The sequence below is a fragment of the Streptomyces chlorus genome, from assembly GCF_042655885.1.
GTDB lineage: Bacteria > Actinomycetota > Actinomycetes > Streptomycetales > Streptomycetaceae > Streptomyces > Streptomyces chlorus.
The window spans coordinates 1-17,131 of the sequence record NZ_JBHSOA010000055.1 but is presented as its reverse complement, the minus strand read 5'-3'; the positions used below and the strand labels follow the sequence as shown (position 1 = coordinate 17,131).

The 17,131-nt window shown below is 72.3% G+C and carries 16 protein-coding genes and 2 pseudogenes; 5 read left to right on the top strand and 13 right to left on the bottom strand.

Annotated features, from left to right (window positions below; all coding sequences use genetic code 11):
* Positions 1-262: 262 nt before the first annotated feature.
* Positions 263-994 (bottom strand): uridine kinase, encoded by a 732-nt coding sequence (locus tag ACFPZI_RS25355; RefSeq protein ID WP_381367233.1) that lies wholly within the window; start codon positions 992-994, stop codon positions 263-265.
* Between the two features lie 73 nt (positions 995-1,067).
* Between ACFPZI_RS25355 and ACFPZI_RS25350 the strand changes: the two genes are divergently transcribed.
* Entirely contained in the window at positions 1,068-1,475 is a 408-nt protein-coding gene (locus ACFPZI_RS25350) for a hypothetical protein (RefSeq protein ID WP_381367230.1), read from the top strand.
* A 106-nt stretch (positions 1,476-1,581) separates the two neighbouring features.
* Here the strand turns inward: ACFPZI_RS25350 and ACFPZI_RS25345 are convergent, their stop codons facing one another.
* The 3 genes from ACFPZI_RS25345 to deoC are packed head-to-tail and all read right to left on the bottom strand — an operon-like array spanning position 1,582 to position 5,112.
* Positions 1,582-2,562 carry an aldehyde dehydrogenase family protein gene (locus tag ACFPZI_RS25345; RefSeq protein ID WP_381367227.1) on the bottom strand — a complete coding sequence of 327 codons (981 nt, stop codon included), beginning with the start codon at positions 2,560-2,562 and terminating at the stop codon, positions 1,582-1,584.
* Positions 2,555-4,108: an aldehyde dehydrogenase family protein gene (locus tag ACFPZI_RS25340; protein ID WP_381367224.1), complete on the bottom strand. Its 1,554-nt coding sequence runs from the start codon at positions 4,106-4,108 to the stop codon at positions 2,555-2,557. The genes ACFPZI_RS25345 and ACFPZI_RS25340 overlap by 8 nt, the downstream gene beginning before the upstream one ends.
* Positions 4,109-4,113: 5 nt before the next feature.
* Entirely contained in the window at positions 4,114-5,112 is a 999-nt protein-coding gene (gene deoC, locus ACFPZI_RS25335; RefSeq protein WP_381367221.1) for a deoxyribose-phosphate aldolase, read from the bottom strand.
* A 303-nt stretch (positions 5,113-5,415) separates the two neighbouring features.
* On the opposite strand from deoC, the gene ACFPZI_RS25330 reads away from it, so the two are divergent.
* On the top strand, positions 5,416-6,327 hold the full coding sequence (locus ACFPZI_RS25330; RefSeq protein WP_381367218.1) for a PH domain-containing protein: 912 nt from the start codon (positions 5,416-5,418) through the stop codon (positions 6,325-6,327).
* A gap of 197 nt (positions 6,328-6,524) precedes the next feature.
* Here the strand turns inward: ACFPZI_RS25330 and ACFPZI_RS25325 are convergent, their stop codons facing one another.
* The 4 genes and pseudogenes from ACFPZI_RS25325 to ACFPZI_RS25310 form a co-directional block, all read right to left on the bottom strand.
* Complete coding sequence (locus ACFPZI_RS25325; protein ID WP_381367215.1) at positions 6,525-8,177, bottom strand: phospho-sugar mutase; 1,653 nt, start codon at positions 8,175-8,177, stop codon at positions 6,525-6,527.
* Positions 8,178-8,467: 290 nt separating this feature from the next.
* Positions 8,468-9,292: a purine-nucleoside phosphorylase gene (locus tag ACFPZI_RS25320; protein WP_381367212.1), complete on the bottom strand. Its 825-nt coding sequence runs from the start codon at positions 9,290-9,292 to the stop codon at positions 8,468-8,470.
* Positions 9,293-9,481: 189 nt separating this feature from the next.
* Positions 9,482-9,784: pseudogene (locus tag ACFPZI_RS25315) on the bottom strand (gamma-glutamylcyclotransferase); the annotation flags it as partial.
* A 117-nt stretch (positions 9,785-9,901) separates the two neighbouring features.
* A pseudogene (locus ACFPZI_RS25310) lies at positions 9,902-10,042 on the bottom strand (gamma-glutamylcyclotransferase); the annotation flags it as partial.
* Positions 10,043-10,139: 97 nt separating this feature from the next.
* Here ACFPZI_RS25310 and ACFPZI_RS25305 point away from each other — a divergent pair.
* Positions 10,140-11,588: an NAD(P)H-quinone dehydrogenase gene (locus ACFPZI_RS25305; protein ID WP_381367209.1), complete on the top strand. Its 1,449-nt coding sequence runs from the start codon at positions 10,140-10,142 to the stop codon at positions 11,586-11,588.
* 212 nt (positions 11,589-11,800) lie between these two features.
* Positions 11,801-12,763, top strand: a complete 963-nt coding sequence (locus ACFPZI_RS25300) for a DeoR/GlpR family DNA-binding transcription regulator (RefSeq protein WP_381367207.1) — start codon at positions 11,801-11,803, stop codon at positions 12,761-12,763.
* 282 nt (positions 12,764-13,045) lie between these two features.
* Here ACFPZI_RS25300 and ACFPZI_RS25295 read toward each other — a convergent pair whose 3' ends face one another.
* Positions 13,046-14,818, bottom strand: a complete 1,773-nt coding sequence (locus ACFPZI_RS25295) for an acetyl/propionyl/methylcrotonyl-CoA carboxylase subunit alpha (protein ID WP_381367204.1) — start codon at positions 14,816-14,818, stop codon at positions 13,046-13,048.
* Positions 14,819-15,180: 362 nt separating this feature from the next.
* On the opposite strand from ACFPZI_RS25295, the gene ACFPZI_RS25290 reads away from it, so the two are divergent.
* Positions 15,181-15,723, top strand: coding sequence for a hypothetical protein (locus ACFPZI_RS25290; protein WP_381367201.1), 543 nt, complete (start codon positions 15,181-15,183; stop codon positions 15,721-15,723).
* Here the strand turns inward: ACFPZI_RS25290 and ACFPZI_RS25285 are convergent.
* The 4 genes from ACFPZI_RS25285 to ACFPZI_RS25270 all read right to left on the bottom strand — a co-directional run.
* On the bottom strand, positions 15,692-16,318 hold the full coding sequence (locus ACFPZI_RS25285) for a Maf family protein (RefSeq protein ID WP_381367198.1): 627 nt from the start codon (positions 16,316-16,318) through the stop codon (positions 15,692-15,694). The genes ACFPZI_RS25290 and ACFPZI_RS25285 overlap by 32 nt on opposite strands.
* Before the next feature lie 145 nt (positions 16,319-16,463).
* Positions 16,464-16,592, bottom strand: coding sequence for a morphogenic membrane protein MmpB (mmpB, locus tag ACFPZI_RS25280; protein WP_095533885.1), 129 nt, complete (start codon positions 16,590-16,592; stop codon positions 16,464-16,466).
* A gap of 81 nt (positions 16,593-16,673) precedes the next feature.
* Positions 16,674-16,886: an acyl-CoA carboxylase epsilon subunit gene (locus ACFPZI_RS25275; protein WP_381367195.1), complete on the bottom strand. Its 213-nt coding sequence runs from the start codon at positions 16,884-16,886 to the stop codon at positions 16,674-16,676.
* A 64-nt stretch (positions 16,887-16,950) separates the two neighbouring features.
* On the bottom strand, positions 16,951-17,131 hold a 181-nt coding region (locus ACFPZI_RS25270), incomplete at its 5' end, for a carboxyl transferase domain-containing protein (RefSeq protein WP_381367192.1).

The following is a 17,131-nucleotide window of genomic DNA, read 5'->3' as shown; positions in this document are numbered from 1 at the left end:
ACGGGGGAAACGGGGAACCGAGGGGATCGGGGGATCCCAGGGGGGGACCGGGGGAATCCGGGGGGGCAAGTAACGGGGGACGCGGGGACGTCGGGGGATGTCACCGCGGAGCGGGGGAGCCACAAGGGATCCGGGGGGATCCCGAGGGGGACAAGGGGGTAACGGGGGAGCACAAGGAAGCGGGACTGGAGGGCCGGGGGGTCCTTCCAGTCCCGCTTCTGTGCGTGCGGAGGTCCGCGTCGGCGCGGCGCCGGCTACCGGGTCAAGCGGACTGCGCGGGCGTACGCGCCGTACTCGTATCGGCCCCGAACCGTCCGCTGCCGCCCCGCGCGGTCGCCAGGCGGATGAGCGCCTCGTCGCGGTCGCAGGCGTGCGCGCCGAGCGCGGTCTGGCGGGCGACGATCGACCGCTCCAGCCGCATCAGCCGCCAGCCGCGGCGCAGCAGGAACGGCACGGACTTACGGCCCTCCCTGAGGTCCCGCAGGAAGCGGCGGCGGAAGGTCTTCACCGGACCCCGGCTCAGGCACAGCGCGTCGGCCAGGAGGCCCAGTTCGCCGCAGCGCGTGACGATCTCCGCGGCGAAGATGCCCTCCGCGATGAACAGCGGGGCAGCGCCGAAGTCCACGTGCGACGCGCCCGTACGGGCACTCAGGCCGATGTCGTAGACGGGCACATTTGTGCGGCCCGTACGGCACAGCCGGTCGATCGCGGAGACGGCCGCGTCCGCGTCCCAGGAGCCGGGGTGGTCCCAGTCGATGTCGGAACTGCCCGCCACGAGGGGCAGGGACGGGTCGTCGCCCTCCTTGTAGAAGTCGTCGAGCCGCAGCACGGGCAGGCCGGAGCGGGCCGAGAGGAGGGACTTGCCGGAGCCGGAGGGGCCGCAGAGCAACACGACACGCGCGGAGAAGGGCGACTGGGAACTCACGGGACACCAGTCTGGGGCATCGAACGGGTGGTGTACGACCGTGCGGGTCCGCTTTGAGGCACGCGCCACATCTCCACTACGCTGCGCGTCGATCCGATTACTCAGCGGGAGTGATCGGCGAAGGCAAGAGGTGGCAGCAGCGATGGCCCGACACGCAGCACCCAAGAAGCCGACCGCCCGGCGCGCCCTGGTCGCCCTGGCGACCGCGGGAGTGGCCCTGGGCGCGAGCGTGACGACGGCGGCAGCGGCGGACTCCCAGGCGCCCCAGGGCCCGCGCACCACACGTCCCGCGTCGCTCGGCGCCGTCGACCCGCAGACCGGCGTGCAGCCCCTGACGGGCACGGTCGGCCATGTCGCGGGCCCGGTCTCCGGCCTGAAGCCCAACCCGCTGGCCGGTACGGGCGTCGACCCGCTCGACAACGGCGTCGGCACCCAGGTCGCCGACTTCAAGCCGGTGGACTCACGGGCGGTGACCGGCCCGGTGGCCCAGGCGGAGTCGATCGACGGCATTCCGGTCGCCGGGCAGGCGACGGGAATGCTGACCGGCTGATCCGAGGCATCCGCAGGACGTCCCGCGAGGTATCCGCAGGACATGCGGAGAGCCGCGCCCCTCCCGGACGGAGGGCGCGGCTCTCCGGGCTGCGGCGGCCCCTCCGTCAGTAGGCGGAGCCCGAGGCGCCCAGCGAACCCGTCGGGTGCCAGACCGTCTTGGTCTCCAGGAACGCCGTCATGCGGTCGATGCCCGGCGTCACCGTCCAGTTGTCCACAGGCTGTGGACGCAGAACGCGCTTGAGGTTGTCGGCCGCGGCGATCTCCAGTTCCTTCGCGAGTGCCTCGTCGGCGCCCGCGAGGTCGATCGCGTTGACGTCCTGGTGCGCGGCCAGCGGCGCGGCGATCTCCGCCGTACGGCCGGACAGGATGTTGACCACCCCGCCGGGCACGTCGGAGGTGGCCAGGACCTCGCCGAGCGAGAGCGCCGGGAGTGGGGCCTTCTCCGAGGCGATGACGACCGCGGTGTTGCCGGTCGCGATCACCGGGGCGAGAACCGAGACCAGGCCCAGGAAGGACGACTCCTGGGGGGCCAGCACCGTGACCACGCCGGTCGGTTCGGGGGAGGACAGGTTGAAGTACGGGCCCGCTACCGGGTTCCCGCCGCCGACCACCTGGGCGATCTTGTCGGTCCAGCCCGCGTACCAGACCCAGCGGTCGACCGCCGCGTCCACCTGCGCCGCGGCCTTCGCCTTCGACAGGCCCTCCGCGTCGGCGACCTCCCGGACGAACTGCTCCCGGCGGCCCTCCAACATCTCCGCGACGCGGTAGAGGACCTGACCGCGGTTGTACGCCGTCGCCCCGGCCCAGCCGCCGAACGCCTTGCGGGCGGCGACCACCGCGTCACGGGCGTCCTTGCGGGACGACAGCGGGGCGTTCGCCAGCCAGTCGCCCCTGCCCGCCGCGTCAGCGGCTGATGTCCCCGTGGTCACCTCGTACACCCGGCCGCTCTCGGAACGCGGGAACTTCCCGCCGACGTACAGCTTGTAGGTCTTGAAGACGCTCAGCCGCCGCTGCTCGGCCCCGCCGGCCGGGTCGGTCTTCACGGCCTTGTCGGTCTTCACGTTCTTGTCGGTCTTCTCAGACATCGAGGTACGCCTCCAGGCCGTGGCGGCCGCCCTCGCGGCCGAATCCCGACTCCTTGTAGCCGCCGAACGGCGAGGTGGGGTCGAACTTGTTGAACGTGTTGGACCAGACGACACCCGCGCGGAGCTTGTTCGCCACGGCCAGGATGCGGGAGCCCTTCTCCGTCCAGATGCCCGCCGACAGGCCGTACGGCGTGTTGTTGGCCTTGGCGACGGCCTCGTCCGGCGTCCGGAAGGTGAGGACGGACAGCACCGGGCCGAAGATCTCGTCCCGCGCGACGGTGTGCGCCTGGGTGACGCCCGTGAACAGCGTCGGCGCGAACCAGTAGCCGTTCTCCGGGAGGTCGCAGGCCACCGACCAGCGCTCGGCGCCCTCCGCCTCGCCCTGTTCGACGAGCGAGGTGATCCGCGCGAGCTGCTCCGCGGAGTTGATCGCGCCGATGTCGGTGTTCTTGTCCATCGGGTCGCCCAGCCGCAGGGTGGAGAGCCTGCGCTTGAGGGAGTCGAGCAGCTCGTCGTGGATCGACTCCTGGACCAGCAGGCGGGAGCCCGCGCAGCAGACCTGGCCCTGGTTGAAGAAGATGCCGTTCACGATGCCCTCGACGGCCTGGTCGATCGGGGCGTCGTCGAAGACGATGTTGGCGCCCTTGCCGCCGAGTTCGAGCGTGAGCTTCTTACGGGTCCCGGCGACGGTCCGCGCGATCTGCTTGCCGACCGCCGTGGAGCCGGTGAAGGCGACCTTGTTCACGTCCGGGTGGGCGACCAGCGCGGCGCCCGCGTCGCCGTATCCGGGAAGGATGTTGACGACACCCCGGGGCAGGCCCGCCTGGCGGCAGACGTCCGCGAAGAAGAGGGCGGAGAGGGGGGTGGTCTCGGCCGGCTTGAGGACGACCGTGTTGCCGGTCGCGAGCGCCGGGGCGATCTTCCACGCGAGCATGAGCAGGGGGAAGTTCCAGGGGATGACCTGGCCGGCCACGCCCAGCGGCTTCGGGTTCACCCCGCTGTGCCCGTTTGTCGTCCTCCGGCCGAACCCGGCGTGCTCGAGCTTGTCGGCCCAGCCCGCGTAGTAGAAGAAGTGCGCGGCGACCAGGGGCAGGTCGGCGTCCCGCGTCTCCCTGATCGGCTTGCCGTTGTCCAGCGTCTCCAGGACGGCCAGCTCGCGGCTGCGCTCCTGGATGATCCGGGCGATGCGGAACAGGTACTTGGCCCGCTCGGCGCCGGGCAGCGCCGACCAGGTCGCGAAGGCCTTCCTTGCCGCCTTCACCGCGCGGTCCACGTCCGCCTCGCCGGCCTGCGCGACCTCGGAGAGGACCTCCTCGGTGGCGGGGCTGACGGTCTTGAAGACCCGGCCGTCGGCCGCCTCGGTGAACTCGCCGTCGATGAACAGGCCGTAGGACGGGGCGATGTCGACGACCGCGCGGGACTCGGGCGCCGGGGCGTACACGAACGCGGACGACCGCGCGGGAGCGGCCTGGGCGGTGGTGGCCGCGGTGGTCCCGCCGGCCTCGGCGGTCGACGCGGCCGCGGTCTTCTTGGTCTTCTCGGTCATGGTGATCAGTCCACCGTCACGTAGTCGGGGCCGGAGTAGCGGCCGGTGGCCAGCTTCTGGCGCTGCATCAGCAGGTCGTTCAGAAGCGAGGAGGCGCCGAAGCGGAACCAGTGGTTGTCCAGCCAGTCCTCGCCGACGGTCTCGTTGACCAGGACGAGGAACTTGATCGCGTCCTTGGTGGTGCGGATGCCGCCGGCCGGCTTCACACCGACCTGGATCCCGGTCTGCGCACGGAAGTCACGGACCGCCTCCAGCATCAGGAGCGTGTTCGCGGGTGTGGCGTTCACCGCCACCTTGCCGGTCGAGGTCTTGATGAAGTCCGCGCCGGCCAGCATGCCGAGCCAGCTCGCCCGGCGGATGTTGTCGTACGTCGACAGCTCGCCCGTCTCGAAGATGACCTTCAGCCGGGCGCTCGCCCCGCAGGCCTCCTTCACGGCGGTGATCTCGTCGAACACCTTCCGGTAGTTCCCCGCGAGGAACGCGCCGCGGTCGATGACCATGTCGATCTCGTCGGCACCGGCGGCGACGGCCTCCCGGACGTCGGCCAGCTTGACGGTGAGCGGGGCGCGGCCGGCCGGGAAGGCGGTCGCGACGGAGGCGACCTTGACCGTGGAGCCGGCGACGGCCTCCTTGGCCGTGGCCACCATGTCGGGGTAGACGCAGACCGCGGCCGTGGCGGGGGCCGTACGGTCGGACGGGTCGGGGCGGACCGCCTTCGCGCCGAGCGCCCGGACCTTGCCCGGGGTGTCCGCGCCTTCCAGCGTCGTCAGGTCGACCATCGAGATGGCGAGGTCGATGGCGTACGCCTTCGCGGTCGTCTTGATCGAGCGGGTGCCGAGCGAGGCGGCACGCGCCTCCAGGCCGACCGCGTCGACGCCGGGCAGCCCGTGCAGGAAGCGGCGCAGCGTGCTGTCGGACGCGGTCACGTCGCTCAGCGCGGCGGGGGCACCGACCCGCTCGGGTGCCGGCGAGGGCCTGGGGGAGGAGGGTGCAGTGGAGGACATGGTCACCAGCCGAGCATATCTACGCGCGTAGCGGCTGTACAGCCCTCCGGGTCGTTCAGGAACAGGGAAGGGCCCCGGCCCGGCCCGACGCTGTTGGCGCATCCGGCGGACCCGGGGCATGAGTCCGCCGACCGTGACACTTTCCGGAAATGTGTCACGGTTACGGCCGGAGCACCCCACTCCGGCGGTACGGGCTCGCGGAGCCCGGAACGCCGGGCCGCATCGACCAGCAGCGTCCGGCCCCTGCCCGGCCCCGCCCACCGCCTGCCCGTGCGGGTGCGGGCGTCGGGCAGAATCGGGGGCATGACGACCCCCGAGCCTCAGCCGTCCGACCGGGAGCCCGCCGAGCCTGCCCAGTCCACCGAGCCTGCCGAGTCCGCCGCTCCCTCGGAGCCCTCGGAGCCTTCGGCGGCATCGGAGTCCCCGGCGACTTCGGAGCCCGGGGACTCTCCGGCAGCGGCTGCGGCTGCGGAGGCAGCGGAGGCTTCGGCGGGCCTGGCGGCTTCGGAGCCCAAGGCGGAGGCAGCGGAGGCTTCGGCGGGCCTGGCGGCCTCGGAGCCCAAGTACGCCGACCGGGTCTACCGGTCGACCTCGGGGTTCGTCGGCGGCGCGCTGATCCTCGCCCTCGCCTGCTGGCTCGGTGTCGACGCCGTGGTCGTCGGTGAGGGCAACACCCCGTGGCTGGCGCTCGCCGCGCTGCTGTTCCTCGTGCCCCTGGTGGCCGCCTACACCCTGGTCCCCGCGGTGTACGCCAACGAGGACCGGCTGCGCGTCCGCAACCCCTTCCGCACGATCACGCTGCCCTGGGGGCGGGTGGTCTCGCTGCGCTCCGGCTACACCAACGAGGTCATCTCGGACGCGGGCGCCAAGTACCAACTGTGGGCCCTGCCCGTGTCGCTGCGGGCCCGCAAGCGGGCGTCGCGGCGGGACCTGCGGGCCACGGGCGGCCGGGCGCTGGGCGCCGAGGCATCCCTGGGCGGGGGCGCGAACGGCGCGCCCCGGCGCGGGGGCTCCGCCTCGGACGCCTCGGACCGGCCGGGCGGAGGCGAGCGGGCGCCGACCGACCGCTCGATGGACGAACTGCGTGAGCTGCACGAGAGCCGTGGGGCCGAGGCGAGCGCGCAGGGCGAGGTGAGCGTGCGGTGGTCCTACGAGATCATCGCCCCCTCGCTGGCCGGCGCCGTGCTGCTGGCGGTCCTGCTGGGGCTCGGCTGAGGGAACCGGGGCCTCTCGTTCGGACCATGCCGGGCTCACGGGCCCCGGCACCGGACCCCGCTCCCTGATCCGGCCTGATCCAAACGAAAGACCCTGGACCGACTGAGCGGCGGTACGACAGGAGGGGCTGCCGGGATCGGCAGCCCCTCCTGATGCTTTCCTGCGTGTTTCCGGCGTCTGGTCCCGACGCCGCTCGCTCAGATGCCGGCTGCCGCCTTCAGGTCCCGCTTGATCGCGGTCAGCAGGGCCGCCGCCTCGGTGCGGGCCGCGGGAAGGTCGTCCCGCGCGGTGACCGGGACGACGACCTCCAGGTAGCACTTCAGCTTGGGCTCCGTACCGCTCGGGCGGACGATGACGCGGGCGCCCCGGAGGGTGTAGCGCAGGCCGTCGGTGGGCGGCAGGGCGTCCGTGCCCCGGGTCAGGTCCTCGGCCTCGGTGACCGGCAGGCCGGCCAGTTCGGCCGGGGGGTTCTCGCGCAGCCGGCGCATCGCGTCCGCGATGAGGGACAGGTCCTCGACGCGGACGGACAGCTGGTCGGTGGCGTGCAGGCCGTGGGTCACGGCGAGGTCGTCGAGGAGGTCCAGGAGGGTACGGCCCTCCTCCTTCAGCCCGGAGGCCAGCTCGGCGAGGAGCAGGGCGGCCGTGATGCCGTCCTTGTCGCGTACGCCGTCCGGGTCGACGCAGTAGCCCAGCGCCTCCTCGTAGCCGTAGCGCAGGCCCTCGACCCTGGCGATCCACTTGAAGCCGGTCAGCGTCTCCTCGTGCGGCAGACCCGCCCGCTCGGCGATGCGGGCGAGGAGGCTCGACGAGACGATCGACTCGGCGAACGTGCCGGTCGCCCCGCGGCGGACCAGATGGGCGGCGAGCAGCGCCCCCACCTCGTCGCCGCGCAGCATGCGCCAGCCTCCGTCACCGTCGCCGCCCCCCTCGGCGTCCTTGACGGCCGCGGCGCAGCGGTCGGCGTCCGGGTCGTTGGCGATGACCAGGTCCGGCTCCGCCTCGCGGGCCGTCGCGAAGGCCAGGTCCATCGCCCCGGGCTCCTCCGGGTTGGGGAACGCGACGGTGGGGAAGTCCGGGTCGGGTTCGGCCTGCTCGGCGACCAGGACCGGCTCGGGGAAACCGGCCCGCGCGAAGGCGGCGAGCAGGACGTCCTTGCCGACGCCGTGCATCGCCGTGTAGACCGTGCGGGCGGTACGGGGGGAGTCCTTGGCCAGGACCGCGTCCGTGCGGGCGAGGTAGGCGTCCAGGACGGAGTCGTCGAGGGTCTCCCAGCCGGCGTCGGGGCGGGGTACGTCGTTCAGGGACCCGACGGCCGCGATCTCGGCGGCGATCTCCGCGTCGGCCGGAGGGACGATCTGGGAGCCGTCGCCGAGGTACACCTTGTAGCCGTTGTCGCGGGGCGGGTTGTGACTGGCGGTGACCTCGACCCCGGCGACCGCGCCGAGGTGCCGTATGGCGAAGGCGAGCACCGGCGTGGGCAGGGGCCGGGGCAGGACGGCGGCCCGGAGCCCGGCGCCCGTCATGACGGCGGCGGTGTCGCGGGCGAAGTCCGCCGACTTGTGGCGGGCGTCGTAGCCGATCACGACGAGGCCGCCGGTCTGCCCCTGCCGCTTGAGGTACGCGGCGAGGCCGGCGGCGGCGCGGATGACGACGGCGCGGTTCATCCGCTGGGGGCCGGCACCCAGTTCGCCGCGGAGGCCCGCGGTGCCGAACTGGAGGGTGCCGCTGAAACGGGCGGTGAGTTCGGTGACGTCGTCGGCGTCGAGGAGCGCCGAGAGTTCCGCGCGGGTCTCGGGGTCGGGGTCCTCGGCGAGCCAGGTGCGGGCGCGAGTGGTCAGGTCGTCGTGCACGTGTCGGTCAGCCTCTCGAAGGGTTCGTTGCGTCGTCCCGCCCCACGAAGGGGTCCCGGAGGAGGGCCCGGCATGGGTCCTGATGCTGCTGGTCGATGCGGCCCGGCGTTCCGGGCTCCGCGAGCCCGTACCGCCGGAGTGGGGTGCTCCGGCCGTAACCGTGACACCTTTCCGGAAAGTGTCACGGTCGGCGGACTCATGCCCCGGGTCCGCCGGATGCGCCAACAGCGTCGGGCCCTGTGGGGGCCCCGGGAAGGGGTCCTGCTTGCGGGGTCCCATGAAGGGTTCCCCTACAGGCGGCCCAGGACCTGGGTCAGGAGGGTGCCCATCCGGGTGGCCGAGTCGCGGCCCGCCTGGAGGACCTCCTCGTGGTTGAGGGGCTCACCGGTCATGCCGGCGGCGAGGTTGGTGACCAGGGAGATGCCGAGCACCTCCGCACCCGCCTCCCGCGCCGCGATGGCCTCGAGCACCGTCGACATGCCCACCAGGTCCGCCCCGATCACCCGCGCCATGCGGATCTCCGCCGGGGTCTCGTAGTGCGGGCCGGGGAACTGGGCGTAGACGCCCTCCTCCAGGCTCGCGTCGATCTCCTTGCACAGGGCCCGCAGACGCGGGGAGTACAGGTCGGTGAGGTCGACGAAGTGGGCGCCGACGATGGGGGAGGTGGCCGTGAGGTTGATGTGGTCGCTGATCAGGACCGGCTGGCCGGGGCGCATGCCCTCGCGCAGACCGCCGCAGCCGTTGGTCAGGACGACCGTCTTGGCGCCGGCGGCGACGGCGGTGCGGACGCCGTGCGCGACGGAGGCCACGCCGCGGCCCTCGTAGTAGTGGGTGCGGCCCAGGAAGACCAGGGCGCGCTTGGTGCCGACGCGGTAGGACCGGATCGTGCCTCCGTGGCCCTCGACCGCGGGCGGCGGGAAACCGGGCAGGTCGGTGACCGGGAACTCGGCGTCGGGGGCGCCGAGGGCGTCCACGGCCGGTGCCCAGCCGGAGCCCATCACGAGGGCGACGTCGTGGGTCTCGGCGCCCGTGAGCTCACGCAGGCGCGCGGCTGCGGCGTCGGCTGCGGCGTGGGGGTCGCCCTGGATGTCGTCCGGAAGAAGAGAAGCGTTCACGCGGATGAGAGTAGCCGGTGTTCGCCTACGCGCGTAGATGTCGTGGCTCACGGGCTCGCGATCGTTGTCCTGTCGTTTCCGGCGAGATCCGACGAGATCCGACGAGAACGGACCGACTCCGGCGCGCAGCTTCGTACGGCGGGTTCCTGCGGGCTGGTGCGCGAAGCTGCTCCGCGTGAGCACCTGCGCTCAGCAAGGACGCTTGCGCAGTTCCATCACGTAGTCGTGGGGCGCGCCCGCGGATTCCGCCGCGTCGGCGACCTGGCCCAGGTAGCGGGCCGAGGGCAGGCCGCCCTCATAGGCGTTCAGGACGTAGGTCCAGGCGGATTCCTCGCCGTCCAGGGTGTGCACGCGGACGCGGGTGCGCCGGTATATGTCCAGGCCCGTGCCCTCCCAGCGGTCCATGGACTCCTCGTCCATGGGGGCGATGTCGTACAACGCGACGAAGACCTGTGCGAAGTGGTCCTCGACGATCGTCGCGAGCGCCCCGTTCCCGCTCTCCTTCGGGATTCCGGTCCCGCTCTCGGTCCCGTTCCCGGCCCCGTTCCCGGCCCCGATCCCTGTTCCGGTTCCGTCCTCGGCCGACAGGCCGCCGTCCGGGCCGTCCGGCCAGGGCAGACCCCAGGTCTCGCCCCCGAAGGTCAGCCGCCACCCGTTCAGCCAGCCGGTGGCGCGCAGCGGCGAATGCGGGGCGCGGCGGGACATCAGCCGCGCGTCGAGGTTGCCGGCGTACGCGGCGTAGAGCGACATGGTGGAGAGCGTACGGCAGCCGCACCGCGGACCACTCCGGTAACAGGGGGGCCACGACCGGACCCCGGGGCGGTCGCACGGTGGAGGGTGCGGGACAATGGAGTACGTGACTCGGATCGTGATCATCGGCGGCGGACCCGGCGGATACGAAGCGGCGCTGGTCGCCGCACAGCTCGGCGCGGAGGTGACCGTCGTCGACTCGGACGGCCTGGGCGGGGCGTCGGTCCTCACCGACTGCGTGCCGTCCAAGACCCTGATCGCCACGGCCGAGGTGATGACCACCTTCGACTCCTCCTACGAGGAGCTGGGCATCATCGTCGCCGACGACACCCCGCACATCGACCAGGCCGCCCGGGTGGTGGGCGTGGACCTGGGCAAGGTGAACCGCCGCGTGAAGCGGCTGGCCCTGGCCCAGTCGCACGACATCACCGCGTCCGTGACGCGGGCCGGCGCGCGGGTGCTGCGCGGCCGCGGACGGCTCGAGGGCATGCAGGCCCTGGACGGATCGCGCAAGGTCGTCGTCCGGGCCGCCGACGGGACCGAGGAGACGCTGACCGCCGACGCGGTGCTCATCGCCACCGGCGGCCACCCGCGCGAGCTGGACGACGCCCGGCCCGACGGCGAGCGCATCCTGAACTGGACCCAGGTGTACGACCTGAACGAGCTCCCCGAGGAGCTCATCGTGGTCGGTTCCGGTGTGACCGGCGCCGAGTTCGCCGGTGCGTACCAGGCACTGGGCTCGAAGGTCATGCTCGTGTCGTCGCGCGACCGGGTGCTGCCGGGCGAGGACCCGGACGCCGCCGTGGTGCTGGAGGACGTCTTCCGCCGCCGCGGGATGAACGTCATGGCGCGCTCGCGCGCCCAGTCCGCCAAACGGGTCGGGGACCGGGTGGAGGTGACGCTCGCGGACGGGCGGGTCATCACCGGGTCGCACTGCCTGATGGCGGTGGGCGCCGTCCCGAACTCCGCGGGCATGGGGCTCGAGGAGGCCGGGGTCAGGCTGCGCGACTCGGGGCACATCTGGACCGACCGGGTCTCCCGCACCAGCGCCCCCGGCGTGTACGCGGCCGGTGACGTCACCGGGGTCTTCGCACTGGCGTCGGTGGCGGCGATGCAGGGGCGCATCGCCATGTACCACTTCCTGGGCGACACGGTCGCTCCGCTGAACCTGAAGACCGTCTCGTCGAACGTGTTCACCGACCCCGAGATCGCCACCGTCGGCTACACCCAGGCCGACGTCGACGCGGGCAAGATCGACGCGCGGGTCGTGAAGCTGCCGCTGCTGCGCAACCCCCGCGCGAAGATGCAGGGCATCCGCGACGGATTCGTCAAGATCTTCTGCCGGCCGGGCACCGAGATCGTGGTGGGCGGCGTCGTGGTCGCCCCGCGCGCCTCGGAGCTGATCCACCCCATCTCGCTCGCGGTCGACAACAACCTGACGGTCGAGCAGATCGCGAACGCCTTCACCGTGTATCCCTCGCTGTCGGGTTCGATCGCCGAGGTGGCACGGCAGTTGCACACGCGGAAAATGACCGGGGAAGCCTGACGGGGTCGAACCCGGCTCCCCGCCGACGCCCACCGAATCGCTGTCAACTCCCTGTTCGTCACAGGGAGTTGCGGGACATGTGCGTGGCATGAGCGGCGCAACCAGGCCATCACTTGGCGCTTATACCACTTGACGGTCGGGTGTACGAACAACTTCTGCTATTCAGCGCAAAGTGCTGAAAGCAGACGGTCGCTGGAGTTACTGTCAGTTTCGTGTTCGCTGCAGAACGTCGCCAATTGATCCTCGAAATGGTGCGAGCGAACGGGGCCGTGTCGCTCCGTGAACTCGCCCGCGTCGTCCAGACCTCCGAAGTGACCGTACGGCGGGACGTGCGCGCGCTGGAGGCAGAAGGACTCCTCGACCGCCGGCACGGCGGTGCGGTACTGCCGGGTGGTTTCACGCGAGAGTCCGGCTTCCCGCAGAAGTCCCATCTCGCGACCGCCGAGAAGACCGCCATCGCCGACCTCGCCGCGAGTTTCGTGGAGGAGGGCGAGGCCGTCGTGGTCGGTGCGGGCACCACCACGCAGGAGCTGGCGCGCCGGCTGGCCCGGGTGCCCGGACTGACCGTCGTCACCAACTCCCTGCTCGTGGCCCAGGCGTTGGCGCACGCCAACCGGGTCGAGGTGGTGATGACCGGCGGTACGCTGCGCGGTTCGAACTACGCCCTCGTCGGCAGCGGTGCCGAACAGTCCCTCCAGGGGCTGCGGGTGTCCAGGGCCTTCCTCTCCGGAAGCGGGCTGACCGCCGAGCGCGGGCTGTCCACGTCCAACATGCTGTCGGCCTCCGTCGACCGGGCGCTGGTGCAGGCCGCCGCGGAGGTGGTGGTCCTCGCCGACCACGGCAAGCTCGGCATGGACACCATGTTCCAGACCGTGCCCACGGACCTCATCACCCGCCTGGTGACGGACGAGCCGCCCGCGCACGACGACCGCGCGGGCACCGAGTTGCAGGCACTCGCCGACCAGGGCGTCCAGATCGCCGTGGCCGGAGCGCCGGGAGGTACCGCGGGCCCGGGGGGTGACGGGGCCCCGGCACGTCAGCAGCAGCGCCGGGACGTGCCGCTGCCGGGGCCCCGTCGACAGGGTCCGGGGCTGCGGTCGGCGGTGGGCCTGGGGGCGGCCGAACAGGCCCAGAGCACGGAGCGGGCACGGGTCGCGGATATGCGCCGACGGTGAGTGGGCGGTGGCGACAGACGGGGCGTCCGGCACGGACGGGCGCCCCGCACCGTCCCAGGCGTAGGCCGTAGGCCACACCCGCATGCCGGAACTCCGCACCCCGCACGCCTGGTCTCCGCACCCGCGTAGGCACACCGGCCACCGGGGTCACCGGCACCGGTCGTACGGGCTGGTATCCGCACCCGCGTAGGCGCACCCGCGAGCCCGCAGACCGAGCGCCCGCAGACGCAAAGCGCCCGGCGGACCAGGTAGGTCCACCGGGCGCCTGAAGCGTCGTACGGGTCAGTCCTTGATCTCGCAGATGACCGCGCCGGACGTGACGGACGCGCCGACCTCCGCGCCGAGGCCCTTGACGATGCCGGAGCGGTGGGCGTTGAGGGGCTGCTCCATCTTCATGGCCTCCAGGACGACGATCAGGTCGCCCTCCTTGACCTCCTGGCCCTCCTCCACCGCGATCTTGACGATGGTGCCCTGCATCGGGGAGGCGAGGGTGTCGCCCGAGGCCACGGGGCCGGACTTCTTCGCCGCGCGGCGCTTGGGCCTGGCCCCGGCCGCGAGGCCCGTGCGGGCCAGCGACATGCCGAGCGAGGCGGGCAGGGAGACCTCGAGGCGCTTGCCGCCGACCTCGACGACGACGGTCTCCCGGTCGGCCTCCTCGTCGGCCTCGGCGTCCGTGCCGGCCGTGAAGGGCTTGATCTCGTTGACGAACTCGGTCTCGATCCAGCGGGTGTGGACCGTGAAGGGATCGGCGGAGCCGGTGAGCTCGGGGGCGAACGCGGGGTCCCTGACCACGGCGCGGTGGAACGGGATGGCGGTGGCCATCCCCTCGACCTGGAACTCGTCCAGGGCGCGGGCCGCCCGCTGGAGCGCTTCCCCGCGGGTGCGGCCGGTGACGATCAGCTTGGCCAGCAGCGAGTCCCAGGCCGGGCCGATGACCGAGCCCGACTCGACGCCGGCGTCCAGGCGCACGCCCGGACCGGACGGCGGGGCGAACGCGGTGACCGTGCCGGGGGCGGGGAGGAAGCCGCGGCCCGGGTCCTCGCCGTTGATGCGGAACTCGAAGGAGTGGCCGCGCAGCGGCGGGTCGTCGTAGCCGAGCACCTCGCCGTCGGCGATGCGGAACATCTCGCGGACGAGGTCGACGCCGGCGACCTCCTCGGTGACCGGGTGCTCCACCTGGAGGCGGGTGTTGACCTCCAGGAAGGAGATCGTGCCGTCGACGCCGACCAGGAACTCCACCGTGCCGGCGCCGACGTAGCCGGCTTCCTTCAGGATGGCCTTCGACGACGAGTACAGCTCGGCGACCTGCGCGTCGGACAGGAACGGCGCCGGGGCCTCCTCGACCAGCTTCTGGTGCCGTCGCTGCAGCGAGCAGTCGCGGGTGGAGACGACGACCACGTTGCCGTGGGTGTCGGCCAGGCACTGGGTCTCCACGTGCCGCGGCTTGTCCAGGTAGCGCTCGACGAAGCACTCACCGCGGCCGAAGGCGGCCACCGCCTCACGGACCGCGGACTCGTACAGCTCCGGGATCTCTTCGAGGGTGCGGGCGACCTTCAGACCGCGGCCGCCACCGCCGAACGCGGCCTTGATCGCGATGGGCAGGCCGTGCTCCTCGGCGAAGGCGACGACCTCGTCGGCGCCGGACACCGGATCGGGTGTGCCCGCGACCAGGGGCGCGCCGGCGCGCTGGGCGATGTGGCGGGCGGCGACCTTGTCGCCGAGGTCGCGGATGGCCTGCGGCGGCGGGCCGATCCAGACGAGCCCGGCGTCGAGGACCGCCTGGGCGAAGTCGGCGTTCTCGGAGAGGAAGCCGTAGCCGGGGTGGATGGCGTCGGCATCCGATTCGCGGGCGGCCTTCAGCACCTTGTCGATGTCGAGGTAGCTGGTCGCGGGAGTGTCACCGCCCAGGGCGAACGCCTCGTCCGCGGCGCGGACATGCAGAGCGTCCCGGTCCGGGTCCGCGTAGACGGCCACGCTCGAGATACCGGCATCCCGACAGGCTCGGGCCACGCGGACAGCGATTTCGCCACGGTTGGCGATGAGCACCTTGCGCACGATTGAGGCTCCCTCCTTGAAACAAGCCGAGTTTAGGGACTGCCGACACGGCACACGACCCGTCCCCAAGGGTGACCTTGCCCACACGGAGCGTGATTCGAGGCTCGCTCGACCCGCGAAATCCCATGTCGCACCTTGGTGCGCAAGACTCCTCCGGGAAACCCTAGCCCTCTCATGTGGTCAAGGTCTCTGTGAGAGCGCGCTGCGGCCCGCTCCGTTTTTTTGTCGAGTCCCTACGAATGGCCCAATGATTCTTTGCCGTTCGCAGGACCCTTGTCCCTGGCTTTACTTGTCAGTAACGTTCGCGGCGTCTTGAACGTACTCGGGGTAACCACAGTCGTACTCGAAAGGGGGTGGGGCCGGTGGTCCGCAGACCGGTGGCGTGGATCGTGGCACTCGTGCTCTTCGCCGAGGGGCTCGGCGTCGCCGCCCTGAACTGGTTCCTCGGGGTCGTCGTCGACCGGCAGGACATGTCGCTGGCCGGCCTCGACCCGCACATGACGTCGGTGTCCTCGAAGGCCGGCGGCATCGTCCTCGGGTTCTACTTCGGCCTGTGCGGCCTCGTCGCGCTGCTGGTCGCCCTGCGCGACCGCGCGCCCTTGGGGGCGGGCCGGGTCCTGCTGATCAGCGCCGCCGTGGTGCACGCGCTGCTGGGCGCCTTCGCGTGGGGGCTGGTCGGCGCGTCCGCGTTCCTCTCCATGGTGGTGGTGCTCGCCCTCATCGTGCTGCTCCTGATGACGTACGACCCCGAGGGCCGTCCTGGCGGGCCCGCCGACACCACCGGGCCCGCCGACACCACCGGACCCGCCGACACCACCGGACCCGCCGAGCCCGCGGGCGGGGGCGGCAGGGACGGCGCCGACGGGGCCCCGGTCACCTCTCCGGCGGCGCCCACAGCTCCGTGATGCCCACGCCCAGCCGGGCCAGCAGGCGGCGCACCAGCGGCAGGCTGATGCCGATGACGTTCCCGTGGTCGCCGTCGATGCCCTCGATGAACGGGGCCGAGAGGCCGTCCAGGGTGAACGCTCCCGCGACGTGGAGCGGTTCGCCGGACGCGACGTAGGCGGCGATCTCCTCGTCCGAGGGCTCGCCGAAGCGGACGACGGTGGACGCGGTGGCGGAGGCGTACCGGCTGCCGTCCGCGGTGGTGTCGTAGACGCAGTGGCCGGTCTGGAGGATGCCCGCGCGGCCCCGCATCGACTTCCAGCGCGCGGTGGCCTCCTCGGCGTCCGCGGGCTTGCCGAGGGGCTGGCCGTCCAGCTCGAGCACCGAGTCGCAGCCGATCACCAGGGCACCCAGGACCTCCGGCTTCGCCGCGACGACGGAGGCCTTCGCCTCGGCGAGGGCGAGGGCCAGTTCGGCCGGTGTGGGTGCGGTGACGGCGTCCTCGTCGACTCCGCTGACGATCACCTCGGGGGTGAGTCCGGCCTGGCGGAGCAGCCCGAGCCGGGCGGGAGACTGGGAGGCGAGCACGAGCCGACGGCGGGGCTGATCTGTCATGCGATCAGCGTATCGGCGGATCCGCCCACCGGCGTGTCCGGACGCCTCCGCCCAGCGGTCCCACCGATCCCACCGGTCCGGTGGAAGTCCAGCGTCCGTCGGTCCGGCGGAAGCCCAGCCCAGCCCAGCCCGGCGACCGGACGCCTCACCGCACGCCGATCACGATCATCGCGAGCACCATGGCCAGCGCCATGAGAACGCCCAGCCGCCGCAGCATCTCCTGCGTGTCCCGCAGTTCCTTCGGCGGCTCGTTCTCGGGATCGGACCACAGCATGCTCTCCATCGTCCGGCCGCCCGCCCCGGCATCGCCTGAGTACGCGTACTCAACTTCCCGGCATGATCCGAACGAGAGGCCCTAGGCTCCCGGCCAGTACGTCCGCGACCAGGCCGTCGGCCCCGGCTGGGGCAGGAGCCGGCCGGCGATGCGGGACGGGTCGGACCAGGAGTCGCGGGGAGCGGGCGCGCCGGACGGCACGGCGGACGCCGCCGCGGCGCGCACGCGGACCACCGCCAGTGCGGCGGCCAGCTCCTCCGGGGTCGGGTTGCCCCGTACGACCTTGATCGTCATGGCGCCTTCCAATCGCTCGGCCGAGCCCCGGTGCACGGGGCTCGGCGGGCAGGGGTCACAGGGATCAGAGCGGGATGTTGCCGTGCTTCTTCGGAGGCAGGGATTCCCGTTTCGTCCGCAGTTGACGCAGCCCGCGGACGATGTGCCGGCGAGTGTCGGACGGCATGATCACCGAGTCGATGTAGCCGCGCTCGGCCGCCACGTAGGGGTTGAGCAGCGCGTCCTCGTACTCCTGGATCAGCCGG

Coding starts and splice junctions, on each gene's coding strand:
- ACFPZI_RS25340 (WP_381367224.1), bottom strand. CDS start 4,108: ATGACCGAGAAGACCAAGAAGACCGCGGCCGCGTCGACCGCCGAGGCC.
- deoC (WP_381367221.1), bottom strand. CDS start 5,112: ATGTCCTCCACTGCACCCTCCTCCCCCAGGCCCTCGCCGGCACCCGAG.
- ACFPZI_RS25285 (WP_381367198.1), bottom strand. CDS start 16,318: ATGACAGATCAGCCCCGCCGTCGGCTCGTGCTCGCCTCCCAGTCTCCC.
- mmpB (WP_095533885.1), bottom strand. CDS start 16,592: ATGCTGTGGTCCGATCCCGAGAACGAGCCGCCGAAGGAACTGCGGGAC.
- ACFPZI_RS25275 (WP_381367195.1), bottom strand. CDS start 16,886: ATGACGATCAAGGTCGTACGGGGCAACCCGACCCCGGAGGAGCTGGCC.
- ACFPZI_RS25350 (WP_381367230.1), top strand. CDS start 1,068: ATGGCCCGACACGCAGCACCCAAGAAGCCGACCGCCCGGCGCGCCCTG.
- ACFPZI_RS25345 (WP_381367227.1), bottom strand. CDS start 2,562: ATGTCTGAGAAGACCGACAAGAACGTGAAGACCGACAAGGCCGTGAAG.
- ACFPZI_RS25305 (WP_381367209.1), top strand. CDS start 10,140: ATGGAGTACGTGACTCGGATCGTGATCATCGGCGGCGGACCCGGCGGA.
- ACFPZI_RS25330 (WP_381367218.1), top strand. CDS start 5,416: ATGACGACCCCCGAGCCTCAGCCGTCCGACCGGGAGCCCGCCGAGCCT.